This is a genomic window from Thermostichus sp. OS-CIW-33 (assembly GCF_054059615.1).
In genome coordinates this window covers 55,291-76,980 of record NZ_JBSSCH010000010.1, presented here as the reverse complement: position 1 = coordinate 76,980, position 21,690 = coordinate 55,291, and the positions used below count along the sequence as shown (strand labels likewise).

Sequence of the window (21,690 nt, the reverse complement as noted above, 5' to 3'; positions counted from 1 at the left end):
AGAAGACTATAGGCGAAGTACTGGACAGAAGAGTGGCCTCACCGAAACAATAGGGGTAGCATGGCCGGCCCGGAGCCAGGGAGCCAGGTGAGGTTACAAGAGCAAACCTCAGTCAAAGCAGCCCGATGGTTGCGCGGGAGTGCAAAAGGAGCAAGACGGCGATGAGCAAAGTGCTGGTGGTGGATGACAACCGTACCTACCTGGAGACCATTTCCAGCTTGCTTTCCGAGAACGGTTTGGAAGTCTCCACAGCAACAGACGGCGTAGAGGCAATGGAGTGCATTCGCCAGCAGAAGCCTGATGTGGTGGTGCTGGATATTGTCATGCCGCGCATGAACGGCTACGAGGTATGCCGGGAAGTGAAGGGGGATGAAAGTACCAAACACATTCGCATCGTCATGTGTTCCACCAAAGACCAGACCTTTGATATCGAGTGGGCCAGGCGCAACCAGGCGGATGCCTATGTAACCAAGCCCTTTAAGCCCCAAGAGCTCCTGGCGACCATCAAACATCAATTGCGGGAGATGAATCGGAAATGAGTCGCGTTTTGGTGGTGGAAGATAGCCAATCCCAGCGGGAGATGATCAGCAAGCTGCTGCAGGAAAACGGCTTCGAGGTGATGACTGTGGAAGACGGGGTGGAGGCCGTAGAGGCGGTGAAGCAAAACAAACCCGACCTGATCGTGCTGGACATCGTCATGCCGCGCATGAACGGCTATGAGGTGTGCCGTCTTCTCAAGGCCGACCCTCTCACCCAAAAAACGCCCATCGTCATGTGTTCTTCCAAGGGCGAAGAATTTGACCGCTACTGGGGGATCCGCCAGGGAGCGGATGCCTACATTGCCAAGCCTTTCCAGCCCCAGGAACTGGTGGGTACGATTAAGCAATTACTGAGAGGCTGAGAGCTGCCCCTTCTGCTTCCACGCCTTTCGGTAGGTCCTGAGAACGACTCTGCGTTTTAAGCAGGGAGGGGGGCGGGATCAACAGTCCACAAGACTATCCATGCGGGGGAGCATCATGCTGGGGGATCTGGATTTATTGATGGGGGATGAGACCCAAGAGTTGCGGGAGATGGAGGCTCCCGAAGGTGAGCTATTCCTAAAGTTCAAGATTGCCACCGGGGAGGAATTTGCGCTGCCAGCGGTATCGGTTGTGGAGGTGATGAGCATTGGCCCAGAGAAAATCACCCCCATGCCCAATGTGGCCCCAGTTTTGCTGGGCACGCTGAATTTGCGGGGCGAGATCATCTGGGTTGCAGACCTGGGGCAATTTTTGGGGATCAGCCCGCCCCTGAACATCGACCGAGCCGAGATTCCTGTGGTGGCCGTGATGGATCAACAGGATTTGCTCATGGGCTTGGCTGTGGATTTAATTGTAGGCATGGAGTGGCTGAAGACTGAATTGGTGCGGCCTGCCCTCACGGCTCCTGAGTCCATGGCTCCTTTTCTGCGAGGGGAATGGGTGGTGCCCGGAACGGGATCGCGCTTGCCATTGCTGGATCAGTCGGCCATCCTGCGATCCAATCGTTGGGGTTGACAGACGGCCCCCTGGGAGCTCAGCGGGAGGAAAGTGTATAGTTCCTATCAAAGATCCAAGCTAACTCCAGCCACAATGGGGAAAGTTGGACCAAATCTATCCCCTACCGATGCGTGTCGAGGCTGTTGAGGGTAAGCCCTGAGACGGCGGCAGAAAGGCCCACTCTTGCTTGACTGAATGTGGAAAAGGGGGGATAGCCTGCATCCATGGGGTTTTGAGGTGTTGGGGGCGTTCCGTTTGCATCTGTGTTGACGCGTGAACAGAGGTAGGCAAGCAGTGAAGGGAGGATCCATGGTTCCGAGCGCGAACAGTCAGAGAGACTACACCGATGCGATGGCCGCCTTTTGGCAGGGAGACTACGTCCGGGCGGTGCGGTTGTTCAACCAAGTGGCCGCTGCTGAACCGCAAGATACTGCTGTCAAGCTGCTGCTGGCTTTGGCACAAAAACAAGCTGGGCAGTTGTTGGAAGCTCGCCAAACCTACAACACCATTTTACAAACAGCCAGTGATCCCGATGAGCTGGAGTCGGCCCGGAAGGGTCTAGAAGAGCTGTTGCAAATGGCACCGGAGCTGGCGGATCTTCCCGATTCCCCAGAAGCGGACGAGTTTCGCTCTCCAGATGAGTTTGCACCTGGGTCGGATGCCTTTTCGGAAGAGGCTTTCTCTGCTCCCGATCCCTTCTTGCAGTTCGAGGAGATGGGGGAAGAGGAGGCGGATCCCTTTGCTCAGAATCCCTTTCCACTGGAGGCAGACAGCCTTGGCAGCGATTTCATGGGGGAAGAGAGATTCAGGGATCCCTTGGAGACCGGGCTGCAAATGCCGGAGGCTGATCCGCTGGGTTTATCTCACCCGATGCCGACCCATCCTCGGGTAACACCACCGGCCCTCTCGCGACGGGTAGGCTCGGAAGAGGGCGGGCCTCAAACCGATCCGGTGGTCGAAGATGACTTTGCCTTCCTCAACGAGTTCAGTCGAGAGCATCTGGAAGCCCTAGAAGGCGACTCCGACTCCATTACGCAGTTGGCCGGCGATGCCGATTTTCCCGATGAGATGGGCTTCTCCCTGCCTGGTTTTGAGGAAGAGGAGGGGGGATCCCTGGAAGAAGGCCTGCCGACCGAATTGGCTGCCCCCATGAGTGAGCCGATCCCCGCTCCCGACGAAGATACTGCCAGTCCCAGCCCTGGTCTTTTCGATCTTGACGAGCTAGACAGCTTGGATGGTGAACTTGCCGGCATGGATGGCGGCGAGCCGGTGGGGGCCTTCCACCCAAACGAGGGGGCGATTGGGGGGATGAGCCCAATGGCGGAGACCGGCAGCGAAGCGGCCCAAGTTCTGCTGCCCACGGCCTCACTCCCCATCCCCAGTGTAGGTGAACAAGGGGCAAGAACCTCTGCTGGGATCGCCAACCGACCGATTGGGGATCGGCAATTGGCCATAGCGCTTATCCAAGGAGCTGTGAGTTTGGCTGCCGGCTTGGCGATTGGCCTTGGGATCCCGGCCAATGGGGGAGCTCGCTTGATTGCCGGGGTGATTGGAGGCGGGCTGATCGGCACAGGAGCAGGGGTTATCCTCGGGGCCAGCAGTGCCAAACAAATTCGCTCCACCGCCCAAGAGCTGGCCGGCCACTTTGCCGCCTTGGCCCAGGGGAATTATTCAGTACGAGCCACAGCCAACACCCACGATGAGCTGGGGCGCTTGGCCGACAGCTTTAACCAGATGGCGGCTGCCCTTGAAGCCAACTTCGCCGAACTGAGCCAGCGGGCTGCCGAGCAAGGGCAAGCTAAGGAAGATCTACAGCGCCAGGTGATTCGCCTGCTGGACGACGTGGAAGGGGCTGCCCGTGGAGACCTGACGGTGCGGGCAGAGGTGACTGCCGACGTGCTGGGGGCTGTGGCCGACTCCTTTAACCTGACCATTCGCAGTCTGCGAGACATTGTCAGCCAGGTGAAGCGGGCCGCCGCCGCCGTGAACGATGCCGCCTTGCAGAACGAGGACTTTGCCCGCAGCCTCTCTGCCGACGCCTTGCGCCAGGCGGAGGAGATTTCCAACTCCCTCAACTCCATTCAGGAGATGACGGACTCCATTCAAGAGGTGGCCAGCAACGCCCGCGAAGCGGCCAACGTGACTGCCCAAGCCACAGAAGCAGCCGCTCGGGGTGGAGAAGCTGTGGATCGCACGGTAAGTGGCATCCTGGAAATTCGCGAAACCGTGGCAGAAACCACCCGCAAAGTGAAGCGATTGGCGGAATCCTCGCAGGAAATTTCCAAAATTGTGGCTTTGATCTCTCAAATTGCCTCGCGCACCAACCTGCTTGCCCTCAACGCCAGCATCGAGGCGGCACGAGCCGGGGAATCGGGACGGGGCTTTGCCATCGTGGCCGATGAGGTACGACAACTGGCCGACCGAGCTGCCAAAGCCTCGAAGGAGATCGAGCAGATCGTGTTGCAGATTCAATCGGAAACCGGCAACGTGATGACGGCTATGGAAGAAGGCACCCAACTGGTGATCGAGGGGACGCGGCGGGCCGAGCAGGCCAAGAACAGCCTGGACGAGATTATCGAGGTCAGTCGCCGGATCGACGAGTTGGTGCGGGCGATCTCTCAGGCCACCGTGCAACAAACGGAAACCTCTCGCTCTGTGGCGCAGGTGATGCAATCGGTGGAGTTGACCGCCAACGAGACCTCTAAGGAGGCGCAGAAGGTGGCAGCTTCGCTCCAACAGTTGGTGAGCATCGCCCGCGAGTTGCAAACTTCTGTCGGTCGCTTCCGGGTTGGGGATGAATGAGCAAATCTGCTGTTTTGAGGGCATTCTAGGGACAAGGATCCCCATGCAGGAGACGTTATCGATCCTTAGCAAATGCCACTGGGATCCCCCTGTTCCGACTTTTGGCCGGACTCTTCGCTCAGGCGAGCCTCAATCTGTCCGGTCTGCTATTACTGATGCATACCTGTGGGCTGTAGGAAGGGCCTCCTGCCATGAATGAAGAAGCACAAAAGCGGATCCTCAGTTATTTCATCGAAGAAGCCCGCGACCACTTGGCAACGATTGAACAAGTGCTCCTCAGCTTGCGGGACAGCATGAGCGATCCCGAGCTGATCAACGAGCTGTTTCGAGCTGCTCACTCCATCAAGGGGGGAGCTGCCATGCTGGGCCTCACCAGCATCCAACGGACGGCCCACCGCATGGAAGATTTTTTCAACATCTTTCGCTCCCGTCCAGGCGGAGTGCCTGTCGATCAGCACCTGGAAACCCTGCTGCTGCGGGCTTTTGATGGGCTTTCGATGTTGTTGGAGGAGCTGCAGAGCCCCCGCGGCCTCACCCAAGAAGTCAGCAACACCACCCTGGCGGAACTGGAGCCGGTTTTTCAAGAGACCGAAAGGCACATTCAAAATCTTCTCGGCGAGGGCCCTGTCTCAGCTCCCGTCTCGTCGCCGGCGGTTCGCACCCTACAGCAGGACATGGCGGAGGTGGTGCCGCAGCAGTTGCGCCAGATGCTGGAGCTGTTTAAACAACGGGATCAGCCAGATGTCCGAGAGCGCTTGGCAGCGGCGAATGCCGTTCTCAAGGAGATCGGACAAGTTCATCATCTGGCGGGCTGGCAACAGTTGACGGAAACTTTCGAGCAAGCCCTGGGCAACCCCGATGCCGACCTGCGTGCTCTGGCTTTGGTCGCCCTGCGGGATTTGAAGCAGGGACAGCAGCTCATCCTAGACGGCAAGGCCGAACAGGTTGCCCCTTCTTCAGAACTGCAACAATTGGCTCGCCCTGCCGCCCCCCCTGCCCCACCGGATCCTCTTGAGGTGGTGGTGCATCAGCAGATCCCGGCCCTGCTGCGCCAGATGCTGGAGCTGTTCAAACGTCCTGACGACCCGGCCACTCGACCGGCTCTGCAAGCTCTGGCCCAATCTTTGCAGGATTTGGGGCAATCTTCGGCTCTGGAACTGGGAGGCTGGACAGATTTGACCCGCTTGATCGGCGAGATTTTGGCGGATCCCGGCCAGGATTTGCGACAACTGGCCCTGCCGGTGCTGCGAGATCTGAAGCAAGCCCACCAAGCTCTGGCCGGCGGAGCGGCAAACACCATCCGACCCTCGGCTGAGTTGCTGGCTTTCCGCCCTGTTCCGGCAGCCCCTGAAGAGCCAGAAGTCCCTGAGCCCTTCGACCTTGGCCTTGCTTGGGGGTCTGAGGCAGAGCCGTCATTCCCAGAACCTGGGGGTGCCCCAGAGGATTGGGCTGCGGCTGCTGGGATCCCTGCGGAGGAAGGCGCTACCCCCGATCTGAGCTGGGAAGCGGTAGCCCTCGCTGAGACATCCTTTCAAGAGGATGAGCCCGGAGCTGCCCTGTCGCCGGAGCAGGAGAGCGCAGAGGCAAGCGGAGATCTGGCGGCAGAGCAGACCTCATCCCTTGGGGAAGCGGGCACTGCTGAGGACTCCGTCCCGCTGGCGGGAACAGATTCAGAGCACCGATCTGCTCCCGCGGAAGAGGGGGATCTGGATCTGAGTTGGCCAGGGATCCGAGCCGAAGCGGCTTGGGAGGAAGACTGGAGGACAGCTGCCGTGCCGGCAGAAAGCCCAGAAGAGGACGGGCAGGGAGCTGACTTGGCCTCTGTTGCGGACGACTTCGGTCGCGTTAGCGGAGCGGAGCTCTATGCCACTCCCTTGGATCTGGAGGAAGAAGCCACCTCAGCCTTTGACGAGCTGTTTGCCAACGCAGAAGCGCTATCCGATATTGAAGAATTCCCAACGGAGCTGATCCCCTCCTCTCCTGAGCCCCTCTTGCAGACCTTTGAGGATCTGAGCCCAAGGTTGGATGAGGAGAGAGCTGAGGCCGATCTGGCGGAGCTGTTTGCCGAAGTGGTGGGTGAAGGGGCAGAGGGGTTTGTCTCTGCTGAGCCTGCCTGGGATGCTGAACAGGAGCCGACTGCCCAGAGCGTTGCTGCGGAAATGGGCGAGGGATCCGGCTTTGTCCCAGACGAAGCCGCAAGTGCCGGGGTAGAGGCCCTATTTGAGCTGGAGGAACTTCCCGTAGAGAGTGCTTTCCGGCAGGAAGGGTCTCAGCTTCCGGACTTGGAGGCCGTTCCCGCTGGTGAGCCGGAGGCCGATCCTTGGGCGGCTGAACCGTCCCCACCCCTTCAGGAAGCCCTTGAGGACGGGGAAATCGCAGCAGACCTTTGGGCTGAATTTCCCGCAGATATCCAGCTAGAGGATTTTTCCATCCCAGCAGATTATCTGGCAGAGTCGGGATCCGACGAGGTGGGATCCTCAGAGTTCGCCGACTCTGCTGCCTTCGATACTGCCGAAGACAGCCTGGAGAGCTTTTTTTCCACCCCTGCGGCAGAAGCCGATCCGGCTTGGTCGATGCCGGAAGCAAGTGAACCTTCCGTATTTTTGGATCCCTCTTTTGGCCCATCCCTGGACATAGCTGAGGCTGATGCTGCCGAAGCTGAGCAACTGGGGGATCTCTTTATCGGCGAACCCTTCCCCACGTCGCCCGGCATGGCCAATGAGCCGAGGGAATCGCCAATTCCAGACTTCGGAGCCGAGCTGAGCCTAGGGGATCTCTTCGCCGGCGAGACCCTCGAGGAGGCGTCCGATGGGGACTCCATCCCCCTGACCCAATCAGCAGCTGGGGACACAGCAGAAGCCCAGGAGTGGGCGCTTCTGGAGGACCTGTTCCCGGTCCAGGAGGAGTCTTTCGCAGACCTGCAACCCACGGCTGAGGAGGCAGTCGCCCCTTCCCCCGAGCTCTCCTTCGACCGTCTCGATGCCCTATTCACCCAGGAATCCGACCCAGAAGAACTGAGCCTGGGGGCCAGGGGATCCCTCTCGGCCATGGATAGCGACAGCCAGGTGGATCTGGATGAGTTGAGCCAGTTCTTTGCAGAAGGGGAAGCGCCCCAAGAAGAACCCCCCTTGGATCTTGCCACCTTCCTGGAGGACACAGAAGCTTTGCAAGCGAGCAGCCTGGCGGAAGTGCCCGTGTCTGAGCCAGAGCCGCCGGTTGCCGCACTGGAGGAAGAAAATGCCCTCCAGCCTGCGGAGGACGATCTGGAAAGCCAGTTGGCCAGCCTGTTTGCAGAGGATGAATCCTTAGCCGTTCCTGTTGGCGAGGCCGAGACCCCAGAGGAAGAGGCGCTGGAAGCTGCTCCGGCTCCCCGTTTGGACGATTTGGCCGCCCTCTTCGACGCTGCCGAGCCGGCGGTAACCCCTGAGCTAGAAAAGGCTATCGCCCCCCTTGTGGGATCCCCTGCAGCCGCGAGCGGCGAGGCTGCTGACGACTTTGCAGCCCAGCTGGAATCGCTCCTGGGCGATCTCGAGGTTCCTGCCCAAGCACCTGCTGCGGCGCCAGCACCTTCGCCGCCAGTTGCCGCTGCTGCTCCAGCAACCCCCACCCCAGCAGCAGCTGCCCCGGCGGCAACTGGGCCGACTTCACGGCGAACTGCTGCCCTCAGCAACCCTGTGATGCGGGTGGAGGTGCGCCACCTCGACTCCATCAACAACCTAGTGGGAGAGTTGGTGGTCATCCGCAACAGCATGGAGCAAAACCAAACCCGTCTGCGCCAGTTTCTGGATGGCCTGTTGGGCCGTGTGCAACAGCTAGGGGATCTGGGCCAGCGCATGCGGGATCAGTATGACCGCTCCTTGCTGGAATCGGCTTTGTTCTCCAGCCGCAGCAGCTCAGCCTATGGCGGCACGGTAACGGTGGGCTTCGGTCGAAATGGGGAGGGATCCAGCCGAGGAAGGCGGAGTCATTCCTCCGGCCAAGAGTTCGACAAGCTGGAGATGGATCAGTTTACGGCATTCCACGCTCTGGCCCAGGAGATCATTGAGCTCATCGTGCGGGTGCGCGAGTCCTCCTCCGACATCGAGTTTGCCGTGGATGAGGCCGAGCAGATCACCCGCCAATTCCGGCAGGTAACCACCCAACTGCAAGAGGGCCTGAACCGGGCGCGCATGGTGCCCTTCTCGCAAGTTGCCGATCGGTTGCCCCGCGCCATTCGGGATCTCTCCATCAAAACGGGCAAGCAGGCCAGCCTGGTGGTGGAAGGCCGTGACACGCTCATCGACAAGGCCATCCTGGAGGAGCTCTATGACCCCATGACCCACCTGGTGAACAACGCCCTGGTACACGGGATCGAGACCCCTGAGGAGCGGCGGCGGGCGGGCAAGCCCCCTGAGGGCAAGATCACCGTCAAAGCCTTCTATCAGGGCAACCAGACGATCATCATCGTCTCGGACGACGGCGCCGGGATCCCGGTGGAGAAAGTCAAGGCCAAAGCTCAAAGGTTGGGGCTGCTGGCGGAACAAGCCGACGAGGACGAAGTGTTCAACGTTCTCTTCCACCCCGGCTTCAGTGTTCGCGAGGCCAGCGAAGTGGACGATCTGGCCGGTCGGGGGGTTGGCTTGGATGTGGTGCGCCGCAACATCACCGATCTGCGCGGCAGTATCCAAGTGGATTCTGTGCGGGGCAAAGGAACCACCTTCACCATCCGTCTCCCCCTCACCCTGAGCATTTCCAAGGCCATGGTGTGTGTCAGCGACAAAGCCCTGATCGCCTTCCCCCTGGATGGCGTGGAGGAGATGCTGGATGTTCCTGCCGACGAAGTTCAGCCGGATGAGCAGGGGCGGCCCTCGATTCTCTGGCGGGATCAGCGTCTTCACTTCCAGCCCCTCTCAAATCTGCTGGCCTACAGCCGCAGCCACAGCCGCAGCCGTTCCGAGGTGTACAGCATCACTCAGGATGAGGGCATCATTCCCATTGTCATCCTGCAAAGTGCCGGCCAGTATGTTGCCCTGCAGGTGGACAGCTTCGTGGAAGAGCAGGAAATCGTGATCAAGCAACTGCGCGGGCCTGTGCCCAAGCCGCCGGGCATTTCTGGGGCAACGGTGTTGGGGAACGGGCGGGTCCTGCCGATTGCCGACATCATCGAGCTGGTGGACATAGCCCACGGTCGCCGTCGGGATCTCAACCGCTTCTGGCTGGATCACCGGGATGAGGAGCCAACCCCAGAAGAGGTGCGCCAGACCACCGTGTTGATCGTGGACGACTCGATCACCGTTCGGGAGCTGCTCTCGATGTCTTTCCAGAAGGTGGGCTACCGGGTGGAACAGGCGCGGGATGGCCAGGATGCCTGGGAAAAGCTGCGCGGCGGCCTGCCCTGCGACCTCATCTTCTGCGACATCGAGATGCCGCGGATGGACGGCCTAGAACTGCTCACCCGCCTGCGGGAAGACAGCAACTTCAAGCATCTCCCGGTTGCCATGCTCACCTCGCGGGGGGCAGAACGGCACCGGCAAACAGCACGGGAGCTGGGAGCAACTGCCTACTTCACCAAGCCCTATCTGGAAGAGGAGCTGCTCAGCGCTGCTGCCCGCATGTTGAGAGGGGAACAGTTGTTGGCGGCCAACCCAACTTCCTAATCGCGACAGCGGTGCGGTTCCCGTTCAGTGTGGCGCAGCAACATAGGGTGCTGTAGGCATGGCACTCTCCCATCAGCGGGTGCCGAACAGGCGATCCCCTGCATCTCCTAGGCCGGGGAGGATGTAGCCGTGCTCGTCTAGGCCATCGTCTACAGCAGCGGTATAGATTGGCACATCTGGGTTCTGTTCGTGGAAATACCGGATCCCTTCTGGGGCGGCCACCAGGCAGATGAAGCGGATCGACTGGGGTCGGGTTTGGCGTAGGCGCGCTACAGCCGCTGCTGCCGAATGGCCGGTGGCCAACATTGGATCCACCACCAGCACCTCACGATCTTCGATATCGGTGGGCACCTTGAAGTAGTACTCGATGGGGATCAGGGTATGGGGATCCCGATATAGGCCGATATGCCCCACCCGTGCTGATGGGATCAGCTCCAGCATGCCGTCGAGGAGCCCTTGGCCGGCCCGCAGGATGGAGACCAGCACCAGCTTTTTCTCTGCCGCCAACATCGGCGCCAACATTGGGGCCATCGGGGTTTGAATTGGCTGTAGCTTGAGGGGCAGATCGCGGGTCACCTCGTAGGCCATCAAGAGGCTGATCTCCCGCATCAGCGCTCGGAAGTCGGCGGTTGTAGTTTCAACACGGCGCATGAGGCTGAGCTTGTGCTGCACCAGAGGGTGATCGATGGTAATCACCTGGGCCACCATGCTGTGCTCCTGAGATAATCGGGATCCCGTGATGGATGCCAGAATAGCAGAAGCGCTTGTCCCCCCGGTGGGCCGAAGGCTCTATCTGCTTGCTGTTGTCAAGGGGAGTAATCCGTGCAGATCCGCTTTGCTGTGGTGAGCGATCCCCACGTCACCCTCCCTTCCACCCTTTGGGATCACCCCAGCCGATTTCACCTGGTAGAGGTGAGCATCCCAGCTCTGGAACAGGTTTTGCAGCATCTGGTGCAGTTGCCTTTGGATTTTCTGCTGTTGCCGGGGGATCTGACCCAGCATGGGGAGCCGGAAAACCATGCATGGCTGGCAGAGCGGCTGGCTCGACTGCCCTTTCCGGCTTTTGTGGTGCCCGGCAACCACGATGTGCCCCAGCCCGAGGCCAGCGGGCGCTCTATTGGTTTGGCGGATTTTCCCCGCTACTACCGAGCTTTTGGCTACGAGGATGGGCAGTCTTTGGATTACAGCCGGGTTCTGCGGCCAGGGATCCGTTTGATCGGCCTCAATTCCAACCATTTTGATGCTCAGGGTCAATTGGTGGGGTGTCTAACCCCAGAACAACTGACCTGGCTGGAGAAAGAATTGGCGGCAGCCGAGGAAGAGCTGGTGCTGCTGATGGTGCACCATAATGTGGTCGAGCATCTGCGCGGCCAGTCTCTCCATCCCTGGGGGCGTCGCTACATGCTGGAGAATGCCTCTCAGTTGCGGCGGCTGCTGCAAGCTTATGGGGTGCAACTGGTGTTCACCGGACATCTGCACATCCAGCACATCGCCCGACGAGGGGGGGTTTACGACATTACCACCGGCTCTTTGGTCAGCTTTCCCCACCCCTACCGCCTTGTCGAGATCCGGTCGGATCGAGAGACCGGAATCCAAGTCCATATCCAGAGCTACCGGGTGGGATCCCTGCCCGATTGGCCCGATTTGCAAGCGTTCTCCCGGGAGTGGATGGCCCAGCGCAGCGAACCAGCGGTGGTTAAGTTTTTAACCTCCGCACCGCTGAATTTGCCTTTGGAACAGGCACAAGCCTTGGCCCCACAATTGCGCTACTTTTGGGCAGCGGTGGCTGCCGGGGATCCAGACCTCACTTTCCCCGACTTTCCCCAGCCAGCAGGCCGATTTCTGGAGCGTTTCAGCCGTTGTTTTCGCTGCCCGCCTGATAACCAGGCCCAGCTTCAGTTCGCTTCCAATTTCTTTTCCAATTTCTTTTCCAATTCTTTTCCAATTTCTAGGGATTTTCCAATTTCTAGGGATCCCCCCGAAGGGGGAACAGACTCGGCAGCTGGAGGGCCGACCGCATAATACTGGTGTACAAGTTTCCAATTTCTAGGGATCCCCCCGAAGGGGGAACTCCCTAACGGAACCACCTCCATAGGGTCTTTTGGAGGCTGTTTCCAATTTCTAGGGATCCCCCCGAAGGGGGAACTGCATGGCAGGCGCTCTTTGGCGACAAGCCCTTCTGTTTCCAATTTCTAGGGATCCCCCCGAAGGGGGAACTTGTAGTCAGCGACAAAGTTAGATTTCCCGGTGAGTGGTTTGTTTCCAATTTCTAGGGATCCCCCCGAAGGGGGAACTACATTTAGTTGTAGTACTCCCTATTCTTTTACCTGCGGTTTCCAATTTCTAGGGATCCCCCCGAAGGGGGAACTACTCCACCCCTATTAAAGCCAAGCAGGGCAAGGGATGCAAGACCCGTTTGCGAGGGATCCGGAAAAAAGGGGGCAAAAAGAGTTTCGGCGAGGGGGTTTTGGGGCCGGAAAGCCTTGTGGCACAAGGCGTCGAGGGATCCGACGAAAGAATGGGCTTTTCCGAGATTTTGAGGGACGCTCGCAGAGGCGTTGATACCGTTTTGGTGTTCTTTTGGAAACATCAGGATCCCTGAGGTTTGGCTAGGCTATCTGTTGGCAGGTGGCGAGCTCCTGCTAGGGTTGCTCGATATGGGAGCGAGGCTCCAGGTGGATGAGGATCCGCGCCGGCCCGTAGCGCCCTTGCAGGAGGTGTTCGACTTCCTCAGTGAGGCGGTGGGCGGACTCAATGTCCTGTGGCTCCACCACCAGGTGCATCTCGATAAAGACCATTTCCCCTGGGATCCCGCGGGAAGTGATGTCATGGCAATCGAGCACGCCTGGCACGCTCAGGATCAGATCCCGCAGGGCCTCAGAGGGGATCGCCACCCGGTCGGTGAGGTAGGGAAGATTCTCCTGCAGCACTTCCCAGCCGCTTCGGAGCACCAGCAGCGCCACCGGCAAAGCCAGGGCTTGATCCAACCAAGGGATCCCCCAGTAATGCACGCCGGCCAACCCCAGCAAGACCGTCAGCGTTACCCCAACGTCGCTGAGGGTATGGCGAGCATCGGCCAACAGCAGCGAGCTGGATAGCGCTTTGCCCCAGCGGTGCTCGTAGAGGGTAACAAAGACGTTAATGCCCAACACCCCCACCATCACCCCCAAGGTTAGCTCGTCAATCTGCAGGTGGGGCTGGGGCTCCCAAAACCGCTCCACGGCTGTGCGCAAGATTTCCAGGCTGGCCATCCCCAAAAAGGCAGCGATCCCCAGCGCTCCAATGGCTTCAAACTTGCGATGGCCGTAGGGATGGTCGTCATCGGGCTCTGGCGAAGAAAAGCGCACGGCCACCAAGCCCAAAATGTTGCTGGCGCTGTCGGTGGAGCTGTGCAGGGCATCGGCAATGAGGCTTAGGGATCCCGTCGTCAGCCCCAGGATTAACTTGATCAGAAACACCAGGACATTTAGCCCTAGCGTGACGTACAGCACCCTCTGCACTTGGCGCTGACGGCGGCTGGCTATGGCAGCAGAATCCAGAAAGCTCACTGCAGCTCGGGCGGGGATCCACAGATATCCTGCTTTATTCTGTCACCGACCTCAATAGGGGTAAGGGAGGGTACCCTAAAAGCAAGCTGCTAAGGCTTAGTCAAGTGGCCGCCGATTGGGGAGCGAACTCTGAGTATGCACGTTGCTGTGGTAGGCGCTGGCTATGTGGGCCTGGTAACAGGGGCTTGCCTGGCTCACCTAGGAAATAGCGTTATCTGTGTGGACAACAACCCCGCCAAGATTGAAGGGCTGCAGCGGGGTCGCCTGCCTATCTACGAGCCCGGCCTGGAAGAGCTGGTGCGGGAGGGAACTGCGGCGGGTCGGCTGCACTTTAGCACCGATCTGGGCTCTGGGATCCAGGCCAGCGAGGTGGTGTTTATTGCCGTGGGCACCCCGGCCCTGCCCAGCGGGGATCCCGATCTGCGCTACGTGGAAGCAGTGGCGCGGGAAATTGGCCAGCATCTGGACGAGCACTATCGGGTCATTGTCAACAAATCCACTGTGCCCATTGGCTCTGGGGACTGGGTGCGCATGCTCATTTTGGACGGGGCCGCCGAAGCCGCCAAGCAGCGGCTGAGCAGCCGAGAAGTGGGGAGAGATCCAGAGGCCAGATCCCTGACCTTGGAGCTCTCGCCTTGGACGCCGCAGTTTGACGTGGTGAGCAACCCCGAGTTCCTACGGGAGGGCAGTGCCATCCAAGATACCTTCTACCCGGATCGCATTGTGATTGGCTCCAACAGCCCCCGCGCCATTGAAATCATGCGGCAGCTGTATGAACCCATCCTCAACCGCCAGCAGGGCCTGCAAGGGGATCCCGTGCCTTTGCTGGTGACCGACCTGGCTTCTGCCGAAATGATCAAGTATGCCGCCAACGCCTTCCTGGCCACCAAGATTAGCTTCATCAACGAAATGGCCAACATCTGCGAGCGCACCGGCGCCGACATCACCCAGGTGGCAGAAGGGATCGGCCTAGATAGGCGCATTGGCCGCGCCTTTCTCAACGCTGGCATAGGGTGGGGCGGAAGCTGCTTCCCCAAAGATCTGGCGGCTCTTATCCAAACCGCTGCTGACTATGGCTATGAGGCCAAGCTGTTGCAGGCCACGGTGGAGGTTAACCGAGAACAGCGGCAACGTTTGGTGGAAAAGCTGCAGCAAGCCCTCAAGGTGCTCAAGGGAAAAACCATTGGCCTACTGGGTCTGACGTTTAAACCCCACACCGACGACCTGCGGGATGCCCCTTCCCTGACCTTAATCGAGCAGCTCCACCGCCTTGGGGCAAAGGTGAAGGCGTATGATCCCGTTGTGTCCGCTTCAGGGATGCGGGAGGGGCTAGCCCATGTGGTGGTGGAAACGGATGTGTTCCGGCTGGCCCAGGACTGCGATGCCCTGGTGTTGGTGACGGAGTGGCCGGAGTTTTTGTCGCTGGATTACCGACGAATTGCAGAGCTGATGCGGCGGCCCTTGCTCATCGATGGCCGTAACTGTCTGGATCGGGAGGCGGTGCGGCAGGCGGGCATAACCCTCATTGGAGTGGGCTGGTAGGTGCTGGGGAAATCAGGGGAAATCATGAAGATCCTGGTTACGGGTGGCCTGGGATTTATCGGATCCCACTTGGTAACCCGCCTTCTGCAAGAAGGCCACTGGGTCATTTGTCTGGATAACGGCTCCACAGGCCGGCAGCTCAATGTCCAAGCTCATCTAGACAACCCAGCCTTTCAGTTTATTTGGCACGACGTTGCCGAGCCCCTGCCGCCCGCTTTGGCAGAGGCCGGGATCCAGCAGATCTACCACCTGGCCTGCCCCGCTTCCCCCCCCCACTACCAAGCGGATCCCATCCGCACCATCCGCACCAGCCTCTGGGGCACCTACCACCTGCTGCAACTGGCCCAGAAAACGGGAGCGAGGTTCCTGCTGGCCTCGACTTCAGAAGTGTACGGGGATCCCCAAGTGCATCCCCAACCGGAAGACTACTGGGGCCACGTCAACCCCATCGGCCCGCGGGCCTGCTACGACGAATCCAAGCGCTTGGCGGAAACCCTCACCTTCGACTGGCAGCGGCAATACCAGACGGAGATCCGGGTGGCCCGCATCTTCAACACCTACGGCCCCGCCATGCGGGAGGACGATGGCCGCGTGGTGAGCAACTTTATCGTCCAGGCCCTGCGCGGGGATCCCCTGACGGTCTATGGGGATGGATCCCAGACCCGCAGCTTTTGCTACATCTCCGACCTGGTGGAAGGCTTGATCCGGCTGATGAACAGCCCCTACCCCGGACCCTTTAACTTGGGCAACCCAGAGGAGTTCACGATCCTGGAGCTGGCCCAGCAGGTGCTCGCCCTCACCGGCAGCCCTTCTCCCATCGTTTACCGGCCTCTGCCGACGGACGATCCCAGACAACGGCAGCCGGATATTGGCAAAGCCCGCGCCCTCTTGGGTTGGGAACCTCGGATCCCGCTGCAAGTTGGGCTGCAACAGACCATCCCTTACTTTCGTCGGCGGCTGGGGCTGGACTAATCATCAGGTGCTCCCGACAACCCCAACCCGTTTGAGAACCATTTTCGCCTCAGCTCGATTGACCTGGGTGAATGGCTGCCAGCGGCTCCAGTTGGCGGGCTTGCTGTTGTAGCCGACTCACCAACTGCCGACATACCATTTCACACAGCTCAAAGCACATGGGATCCGCAATTTGGTAATAAACACTCACCCCCTTGGGCTGACGGCTGACGATCCCTGCCTGGGTCAGGATCTTGAGGTGCTTGGAAACATTGGCCTGGCCCATACCCGTAGCTTCCAAGATTTGGGTGACGTTCTTGGGCCCCGAGCGCAACTGACACAGGATCTGCAGGCGGTTGGGTTCCGCCAAAACCTTGAAGTACTCTGCCACGCTGTCGAGAACCTGCGGCGTCAGGATTGTGCGACACTCATTCACATCCGCTCTGCTCACCGACTTTTCCCCAATCAACAAACCTGCTTGCGCCGTCCATGCAACTTGATTTTAACACTAGATAGTTATATAGTGTTCCTAGAAAGTCCAAGTTCACGTCGGGCTTTCGATACCAGACAGGAGGGCACTATGCTATTTCGCCAACTGTTCGACGCAGAAACAAGCACCTACACCTATTTAATCGCGGATCCGACAACTCGCGAGGCCGCCCTGGTGGATCCAGTGCTGGAGCAGGTGGAGCGGGATTTGAAGCTGATTCGGGAATTGGGTCTAACCTTGAAGTACTGCCTGGAAACCCACGTTCACGCCGATCACATTACGGGAACCGGGAAGCTGCGGGAACTGACCGGTTGCCAAGGGGTGGTGCCGGTTCAGGCCAAGGCGCAATGTGCAGATCGTTTCATCGGCCATGGGGAAACGCTGCAGGTGGGATCCATTGTCATCGAGGCCATCGCTACCCTGGGCCACACCGACAGCCACATGACCTACCGCGTGAATGGGGATCGCGTCCTTACCGGAGATGCCCTGCTGATCCGCGGCTGTGGGCGCACGGATTTCCAAAGCGGGGATCCCGGCCTGATGTACGACCATGTTACCCAGCACCTGTTTACGCTGCCCGACGAGACTTTGGTCTACCCCGGCCACGACTACCGCGGGCACACCGTCTCCACCATTGGCGAGGAGAAGCGCTGGAATCCCCGCTTTGTGGATCCGGAAACGGGCAACCTGCGTTCCCGTGAGAGCTTCATTGCCCTGATGAACAGCCTCAACCTGCCCCAGCCGAAGAAGATCCAGGAAGCGGTGCCGGCCAACGAGCAGTGCGGCCAAGTGGCAGCAGCGGTTTAATTCCTTCTGGGCAGTGAGGTGCAGGGTAAGCCCCCGCCGGCTGGGGAGCCCATGTGAAACTCCGATGGTGAGGGCCCGCTGCTCTGGGTAACCTTCTCTCAATTGGATTGGCTTGCCAGAAATGGAGAGTTTGAGCGTGGATCGAGAAAGTCTCTATGAGAGCGATTTCTACGCTTGGATCCAGCAACAAGCTCAATTTCTGCGGGATCGGGCCTGGGAGAAGCTGGATCTGCCCAATTTAGTCGAGGAGATTGAATCGTTGGGCAGGCAACAGCGGCAGGAACTGCGAAACCGACTTGCAGTTTTGGTTGGGCATCTCCTCAAGTGGGAGTACCAGCCAGAGGGGAGATCCGCAAGCTGGCTCCTCACCCTCCAGCTGCAGCGGCAGGAAGTTCTGGAGCTTCTTGAAGAAAGCCCAAGTCTCAAGCCCTATTTGCCAGAGGCCATCTCCAAGTCTTACTTGGGAGCGCTGAAGCTGGCCCTGGAGGAGACCAAGCTGCCCAGAAAGATTTTCCCCAAAACCTGCCCTTATTCCTCAGAGCAAATCCTGGATAGCCGGTTTTACCCCGGTGAGCCCAGTCATTTGCTTGAGGAGGGGGATTAATCCCAAAAATCGCTGCATTTTGCATTTTAGACAACGCTAGAAGCAAGGAGACAACCATGACCGTAACCCAACAAAACCCCACGCCTTCTCAGGAACGGGATCCCCGTCTCAAGGAGATCGATGCCCTGACCTTAAAACAGTGGCTGGATCAGGGGCGAGTGCAGCTCATCGATGTGCGGGAGCCGGGAGAATACGCCGATGAGCGGATCCCGGGGGCCATCAACCTGCCCCTATCTACCTTTGACCCGGCCAAAGTGCCTGCTTCCACGCCAGAGAAGCCGGTGGTGTTGCAGTGCCGCATGGGCAGCCGCTCCATCCGCGCCGGTTGTCAGTTGCTAGACCGCGGCTGGCCGGAGGTGATTAGCCTCAAGGGCGGGATCGAGGCTTGGAAAGCGGCCAAGCTGCCCGTTACCCGCACCCAAAATGCGCCCATCTCCATCATGCGGCAGGTGCAGATTGCGGCGGGATCCCTGGTGCTCACCGGAACCCTTCTGGGGGCCTTTGTCAACCCCTGGTGGCTGCTGCTGAGTGGCTTTGTGGGCGCTGGGCTGGTGTTTGCGGGTGTAACCAACACCTGTGGCATGGCTCTGCTCTTGGCTCGCATGCCCTGGAACCGAGGTCAGGCGCTATGAGTGGGATCCCTTCTGCTTCCTCTTCGGGGCAAGGGATCCTGGCGCGGTACCTGCCCTTTGCTGAGGAGTCCCTTTGGGTCTTCCACTATCAACGATCAGATTTGCCGGGAGATCTGATCGCCGGCCTTGTGGTGGCCATTCTGTTGGTGCCCCAGAGCATGGCCTATGCCCTGTTGGCCGGGTTGCCCCCCCAAGTGGGCCTGTACGCCAGCATTTTGCCGGTGATCGTCTATGGGCTACTGGGATCCAGCCGCGCCTTGGCGGTAGGGCCAGTGGCCATCATCTCCCTCTTGGTGGCGGCAGGGTTAGAGCCGCTGGCCGGTCGCGTCAGCGGGACGGAGTCCTTGCCGGGCAGCCCGGAGTATGGACAGTTGGCTTTGGGGCTGGCCTTGGAGGTGGGTCTGGTCCAGGGGGCCATGGGGTTGTTGCGGCTGGGGTTTTTGGCCAATTTCTTAAGCCACACGGTGGTGACTGCCTTTGGCAGCGCGGCGGCCTTGATCATCGGCTTCAGCCAGCTCCGCCACCTCCTGGGGGTCAAGATCGCCAATACGGAGTCCTTCTTGCTGTTGGTGCAGCGGCTGTGGCAAAGCCTGGACAAGGTGAACTGGGCAACCTTTGGCCTAGGGCTGCTGGCCGTATCCCTGCTGGTGTACGCTCAGCGAAAGTTGCCCCACCAACTGCGGCGTTGGGGTGTGCCTCCAGGTTGGGCCTTGATTTTGACCAAGGGGGCACCGCTAGCGGCTGTGCTCGTGACCAGCCTGTTGGTCTGGGGCCTAAACCTCTCGGAGAGGGCAGGGGTATCTGTTGTTGGCTCCATTCCTTCCGGGTTGCCCCCCTTGGGCTTTCCCTCGTTGAGCTGGGGACAGTGGACAGCGCTTCTGCCCACCGCCTTGGCCATTAGCTTGGTGGGCTTCACGGAGAGCTATGCCGTGGGGCAGTCCTTGGCCAGCCAGCGGCGGCAGAAGGTGGATCCCAACCAAGATCTGGTGGCTTTGGGGGCAGCCAACTTGGCAGCAGCCTGCAGTGGCGGCTATCCGGTAACGGGAGGCATCAGCCGGTCGGTGGTGAACTTTCAAGCAGGCGCCAACAGTGGCCTGGCCTCCCTAATCACCGGCCTGTTGGTGGCTTTGACGGTCATCTGGCTGATGCCCCTGTTCACCTTCTTGCCCCAGACCACCCTGGCGGCCATTGTTCTGGTGGCGGTGCTGGCCCTGGTGGATTTTCACCCCCTGCTGCAAAGCTGGCGCTACGACCGTGGCGATGCCCTGGTTTGGTTGGTAACCTTTGCCAGTGTGCTGGGGATCGGAGTGGAGCAGGGGATCGGAATAGGGGTGTTAGTCTCCATCCTGCTCTTTCTTTGGCGGGCTAGCCGTCCTCACATTGCCATCGTGGGTCAGGTGCCCGGTACGGAGCACTACCGCAACGTGCAGCGCCATGAGGTGATTACCGATCCCCGTATCTTGGCAGTGCGGGTGGACGAGAGCCTGTTTTTTGCCAACGCAGCCTACTTGCAGGAGTATCTGCTGCGAGAGGTGGCGGCGCGACCCACAGTGGAGCAGGTGCTGCTCGTTGCCAGCGCCATCAACTTCATCGACGGCAGCGCTTTGGAAGTGCTGACCCAGTTGGTGGAACGTTTGCAGCAGGCAGGGGTGGGCTTTGCCATGGCCGAGGTGAAGGGGCCGGTAATGGATCGCCTCCAAAAGGCTGGGTTTGTGGAGAAAGTGGGCGCTGAGCGCTTCTTCCTCTCCACTCACCAGGCGATGCAAGCCCTCGGATCCCAGCAGAGCCTCAGTCAGGTGTCATCTTCCTGATCAGCACAAGGGGGGTTTGTTCAGCGGCATTGCCGGCGGGGTTTTTGCGCAGGGCTTGCTCCACCAGCTCCCGCTCTACGCCGGGGCTGGCTGCCAGGATCTTGACCTGCCCCAGATCGTTGGCATCCACGATGGCCACTTCGTAGCCCGTCTGCCGATGCAGATCCCCCACCAACTTGGCCGGATCCCGCGGCCCCAGCACGATGAACTGGTCATAGGGAGGCAGGGTGCCAGTAACGTCGTCGATGAGATCGGCCTGCTCCCCCGCCAGGGCATAAAAGACCCCCGGGATCCCCAGCAGTTTGGCCAGGGATCCCACCACAAAGGCCGCCAGCACCCGCCAGGCCCCGGAGCAGTCGATCAAAGTCTGCATCCCGTAGCAGCTTGAAAGACTGGTCTTGGAGGGGAAGAAGTAGCACAGGGTGCGGGCCAGCCAGCCGGGCTGCACCTGCAGGGGATGGCGGAAGTTGCCCTGGACAATAGCCACGGCGCTTTCCGAGATGGCCACCATATCGCCGGGCTGGATGTGAGGGCCTACATACCGCCGTAGCACCTCGGCCAAGTCATCGCTGGGGGTCAGCAGATGGGTGGGAACGGCGGCCCAAAGGAGGGATCCCTGCTTCTGCCAGTTCAGCTCCGGCAAGGGCTCCACCTCCTGCAACGGCAGGATGAGATGGCTGGTCTTGAGGGTGCGCCGCTGCCGCCCGTACTGGATGTAGTCCAACTCCAGCCAGGCAGAGCGCAGATCCGCTAGCCCTTTCCCCTTCAGCTCGATCTCGACTTCTAGGCCAGTCTGGCTCTGGGGGGTGAGGATATAAGCCTGCCAGTAGTTGTCTTGGCGGGGGGGAAGATCCGGATGGCGAGAGCGCAGGCGTAGGCGGGTGTCAATGCCTTCTGGGGAGCCAGCGCTGAGCAAATGCAGTCGCGGCTCCACCTGGGCCAAGGTGACTTCCAAAAGGGGGTTGAGGTTGCGAGCCACAAACTCCGCTTGAATGACCCAGTGCTCGGGGGTGTGGCGGCTGATGCGCCAGCCTTGGGGCTCCACCACCAGGTGATCGGCGGGGCGGGTCTTGAGCCAGTAGAGCAAGCTGCCCAAACTCAGCAGCAACCCGGCCACTACCTGAGCCCAGCCCCAGGGATCCCAAAGCCAACGCCAAGCCCCCCATAGGCTGAGTCCTACCCCGGCCAGCACTGTGGCCAACACGCCACGATTCACCATGCTGCTACTTGTTGCCATCGGGATCCCACTCCTCAAAAAAAGACAAGTGCTTAAGCCCTGCTAAAGTCTGCCCCTTTGTCCACCACAACACCCTAGACTACAGGTACGCTCTAGCTCTTCTCCTGAACCCT

General features: G+C 60.0%; 15 protein-coding genes, 1 pseudogene and 1 CRISPR repeat array. Of the genes and pseudogenes, 12 read left to right on the top strand and 4 right to left on the bottom strand.

What is annotated here, in order from left to right:
- Positions 1–161: 161 nt before the first annotated feature.
- The 5 genes from ACVWZG_RS09280 to ACVWZG_RS09260 all read left to right on the top strand — a co-directional run bounded on the left by ACVWZG_RS09280 (position 162) and on the right by ACVWZG_RS09260 (position 9,955).
- Positions 162–539 carry a response regulator gene (locus ACVWZG_RS09280; RefSeq protein ID WP_414328794.1) on the top strand — a complete coding sequence of 126 codons (378 nt, stop codon included), beginning with the start codon at positions 162–164 and terminating at the stop codon, positions 537–539.
- Complete coding sequence (locus ACVWZG_RS09275; RefSeq protein WP_011433531.1) at positions 536–901, top strand: response regulator transcription factor; 366 nt, start codon at positions 536–538, stop codon at positions 899–901. The genes ACVWZG_RS09280 and ACVWZG_RS09275 overlap by 4 nt, the downstream gene beginning before the upstream one ends.
- Before the next feature lie 115 nt (positions 902–1,016).
- On the top strand, positions 1,017–1,535 hold the full coding sequence (locus ACVWZG_RS09270) for a CheW domain-containing protein (protein WP_011433530.1): 519 nt from the start codon (positions 1,017–1,019) through the stop codon (positions 1,533–1,535).
- A 291-nt stretch (positions 1,536–1,826) separates the two neighbouring features.
- Positions 1,827–4,319: a methyl-accepting chemotaxis protein gene (locus ACVWZG_RS09265; RefSeq protein ID WP_457406473.1), complete on the top strand. Its 2,493-nt coding sequence runs from the start codon at positions 1,827–1,829 to the stop codon at positions 4,317–4,319.
- Between the two features lie 191 nt (positions 4,320–4,510).
- Entirely contained in the window at positions 4,511–9,955 is a 5,445-nt protein-coding gene (locus ACVWZG_RS09260; protein WP_457406476.1) for a response regulator, read from the top strand.
- 72 nt (positions 9,956–10,027) lie between these two features.
- Here ACVWZG_RS09260 and upp read toward each other — a convergent pair whose 3' ends face one another.
- Entirely contained in the window at positions 10,028–10,663 is a 636-nt protein-coding gene (gene upp, locus ACVWZG_RS09255) for a uracil phosphoribosyltransferase (protein ID WP_414329961.1), read from the bottom strand.
- Positions 10,664–10,777: 114 nt separating this feature from the next.
- On the opposite strand from upp, the pseudogene ACVWZG_RS09250 reads away from it, so the two are divergent.
- A pseudogene (locus ACVWZG_RS09250) lies at positions 10,778–11,812 on the top strand (metallophosphoesterase family protein); the annotation flags it as partial.
- 99 nt (positions 11,813–11,911) lie between these two features.
- Positions 11,912–12,323: direct repeats of the CRISPR family, unit length 35 nt; unit sequence TTTCCAATTTCTAGGGATCCCCCCGAAGGGGGAAC.
- 274 nt (positions 12,324–12,597) lie between these two features.
- Here ACVWZG_RS09250 and ACVWZG_RS09245 read toward each other — a convergent pair.
- Positions 12,598–13,503, bottom strand: coding sequence for a cation diffusion facilitator family transporter (locus tag ACVWZG_RS09245; protein WP_457406478.1), 906 nt, complete (start codon positions 13,501–13,503; stop codon positions 12,598–12,600).
- 135 nt (positions 13,504–13,638) lie between these two features.
- Here ACVWZG_RS09245 and ACVWZG_RS09240 point away from each other — a divergent pair, with 135 nt between their 5' ends.
- A complete protein-coding gene (locus ACVWZG_RS09240; protein WP_414521855.1) occupies positions 13,639–15,045 on the top strand; it encodes a UDP-glucose dehydrogenase family protein in 1,407 nt (468 codons plus the stop codon).
- Positions 15,046–15,069: 24 nt separating this feature from the next.
- Positions 15,070–16,017, top strand: a complete 948-nt coding sequence (locus ACVWZG_RS09235; protein WP_457406480.1) for a UDP-glucuronic acid decarboxylase family protein — start codon at positions 15,070–15,072, stop codon at positions 16,015–16,017.
- A gap of 49 nt (positions 16,018–16,066) precedes the next feature.
- Here ACVWZG_RS09235 and ACVWZG_RS09230 read toward each other — a convergent pair whose 3' ends face one another.
- Entirely contained in the window at positions 16,067–16,447 is a 381-nt protein-coding gene (locus ACVWZG_RS09230) for an ArsR/SmtB family transcription factor (RefSeq protein WP_457406482.1), read from the bottom strand.
- 129 nt (positions 16,448–16,576) lie between these two features.
- Between ACVWZG_RS09230 and ACVWZG_RS09225 the strand changes: the two genes are divergently transcribed.
- The 4 genes from ACVWZG_RS09225 to ACVWZG_RS09210 all read left to right on the top strand — a co-directional run bounded on the left by ACVWZG_RS09225 (position 16,577) and on the right by ACVWZG_RS09210 (position 20,340).
- Positions 16,577–17,293 carry an MBL fold metallo-hydrolase gene (locus ACVWZG_RS09225; protein WP_457406485.1) on the top strand — a complete coding sequence of 239 codons (717 nt, stop codon included), beginning with the start codon at positions 16,577–16,579 and terminating at the stop codon, positions 17,291–17,293.
- Positions 17,294–17,429: 136 nt separating this feature from the next.
- A complete protein-coding gene (locus tag ACVWZG_RS09220; protein ID WP_414355907.1) occupies positions 17,430–17,897 on the top strand; it encodes a DUF29 domain-containing protein in 468 nt (155 codons plus the stop codon).
- Between the two features lie 56 nt (positions 17,898–17,953).
- A complete protein-coding gene (locus ACVWZG_RS09215) occupies positions 17,954–18,529 on the top strand; it encodes a rhodanese-like domain-containing protein (RefSeq protein WP_457406488.1) in 576 nt (191 codons plus the stop codon).
- Positions 18,526–20,340 carry a SulP family inorganic anion transporter gene (locus ACVWZG_RS09210; protein ID WP_457406491.1) on the top strand — a complete coding sequence of 605 codons (1,815 nt, stop codon included), beginning with the start codon at positions 18,526–18,528 and terminating at the stop codon, positions 20,338–20,340. The genes ACVWZG_RS09215 and ACVWZG_RS09210 overlap by 4 nt, the downstream gene beginning before the upstream one ends.
- On the opposite strand, the gene ACVWZG_RS09205 is transcribed toward ACVWZG_RS09210, so the two are convergent.
- Positions 20,318–21,577 carry a hypothetical protein gene (locus tag ACVWZG_RS09205; protein ID WP_457406494.1) on the bottom strand — a complete coding sequence of 420 codons (1,260 nt, stop codon included), beginning with the start codon at positions 21,575–21,577 and terminating at the stop codon, positions 20,318–20,320. The genes ACVWZG_RS09210 and ACVWZG_RS09205 overlap by 23 nt on opposite strands.
- Positions 21,578–21,690: the final 113 nt, after the last annotated feature.

Coding starts and splice junctions, on each gene's coding strand:
- ACVWZG_RS09280 (WP_414328794.1), top strand. CDS start 162: ATGAGCAAAGTGCTGGTGGTGGATGACAACCGTACCTACCTGGAGACC.
- ACVWZG_RS09275 (WP_011433531.1), top strand. CDS start 536: ATGAGTCGCGTTTTGGTGGTGGAAGATAGCCAATCCCAGCGGGAGATG.
- ACVWZG_RS09270 (WP_011433530.1), top strand. CDS start 1,017: ATGCTGGGGGATCTGGATTTATTGATGGGGGATGAGACCCAAGAGTTG.
- ACVWZG_RS09265 (WP_457406473.1), top strand. CDS start 1,827: ATGGTTCCGAGCGCGAACAGTCAGAGAGACTACACCGATGCGATGGCC.
- ACVWZG_RS09260 (WP_457406476.1), top strand. CDS start 4,511: ATGAATGAAGAAGCACAAAAGCGGATCCTCAGTTATTTCATCGAAGAA.
- upp (WP_414329961.1), bottom strand. CDS start 10,663: ATGGTGGCCCAGGTGATTACCATCGATCACCCTCTGGTGCAGCACAAG.
- ACVWZG_RS09240 (WP_414521855.1), top strand. CDS start 13,639: ATGCACGTTGCTGTGGTAGGCGCTGGCTATGTGGGCCTGGTAACAGGG.
- ACVWZG_RS09235 (WP_457406480.1), top strand. CDS start 15,070: ATGAAGATCCTGGTTACGGGTGGCCTGGGATTTATCGGATCCCACTTG.
- ACVWZG_RS09225 (WP_457406485.1), top strand. CDS start 16,577: ATGCTATTTCGCCAACTGTTCGACGCAGAAACAAGCACCTACACCTAT.
- ACVWZG_RS09215 (WP_457406488.1), top strand. CDS start 17,954: ATGACCGTAACCCAACAAAACCCCACGCCTTCTCAGGAACGGGATCCC.
- ACVWZG_RS09210 (WP_457406491.1), top strand. CDS start 18,526: ATGAGTGGGATCCCTTCTGCTTCCTCTTCGGGGCAAGGGATCCTGGCG.
- ACVWZG_RS09205 (WP_457406494.1), bottom strand. CDS start 21,577: ATGGCAACAAGTAGCAGCATGGTGAATCGTGGCGTGTTGGCCACAGTG.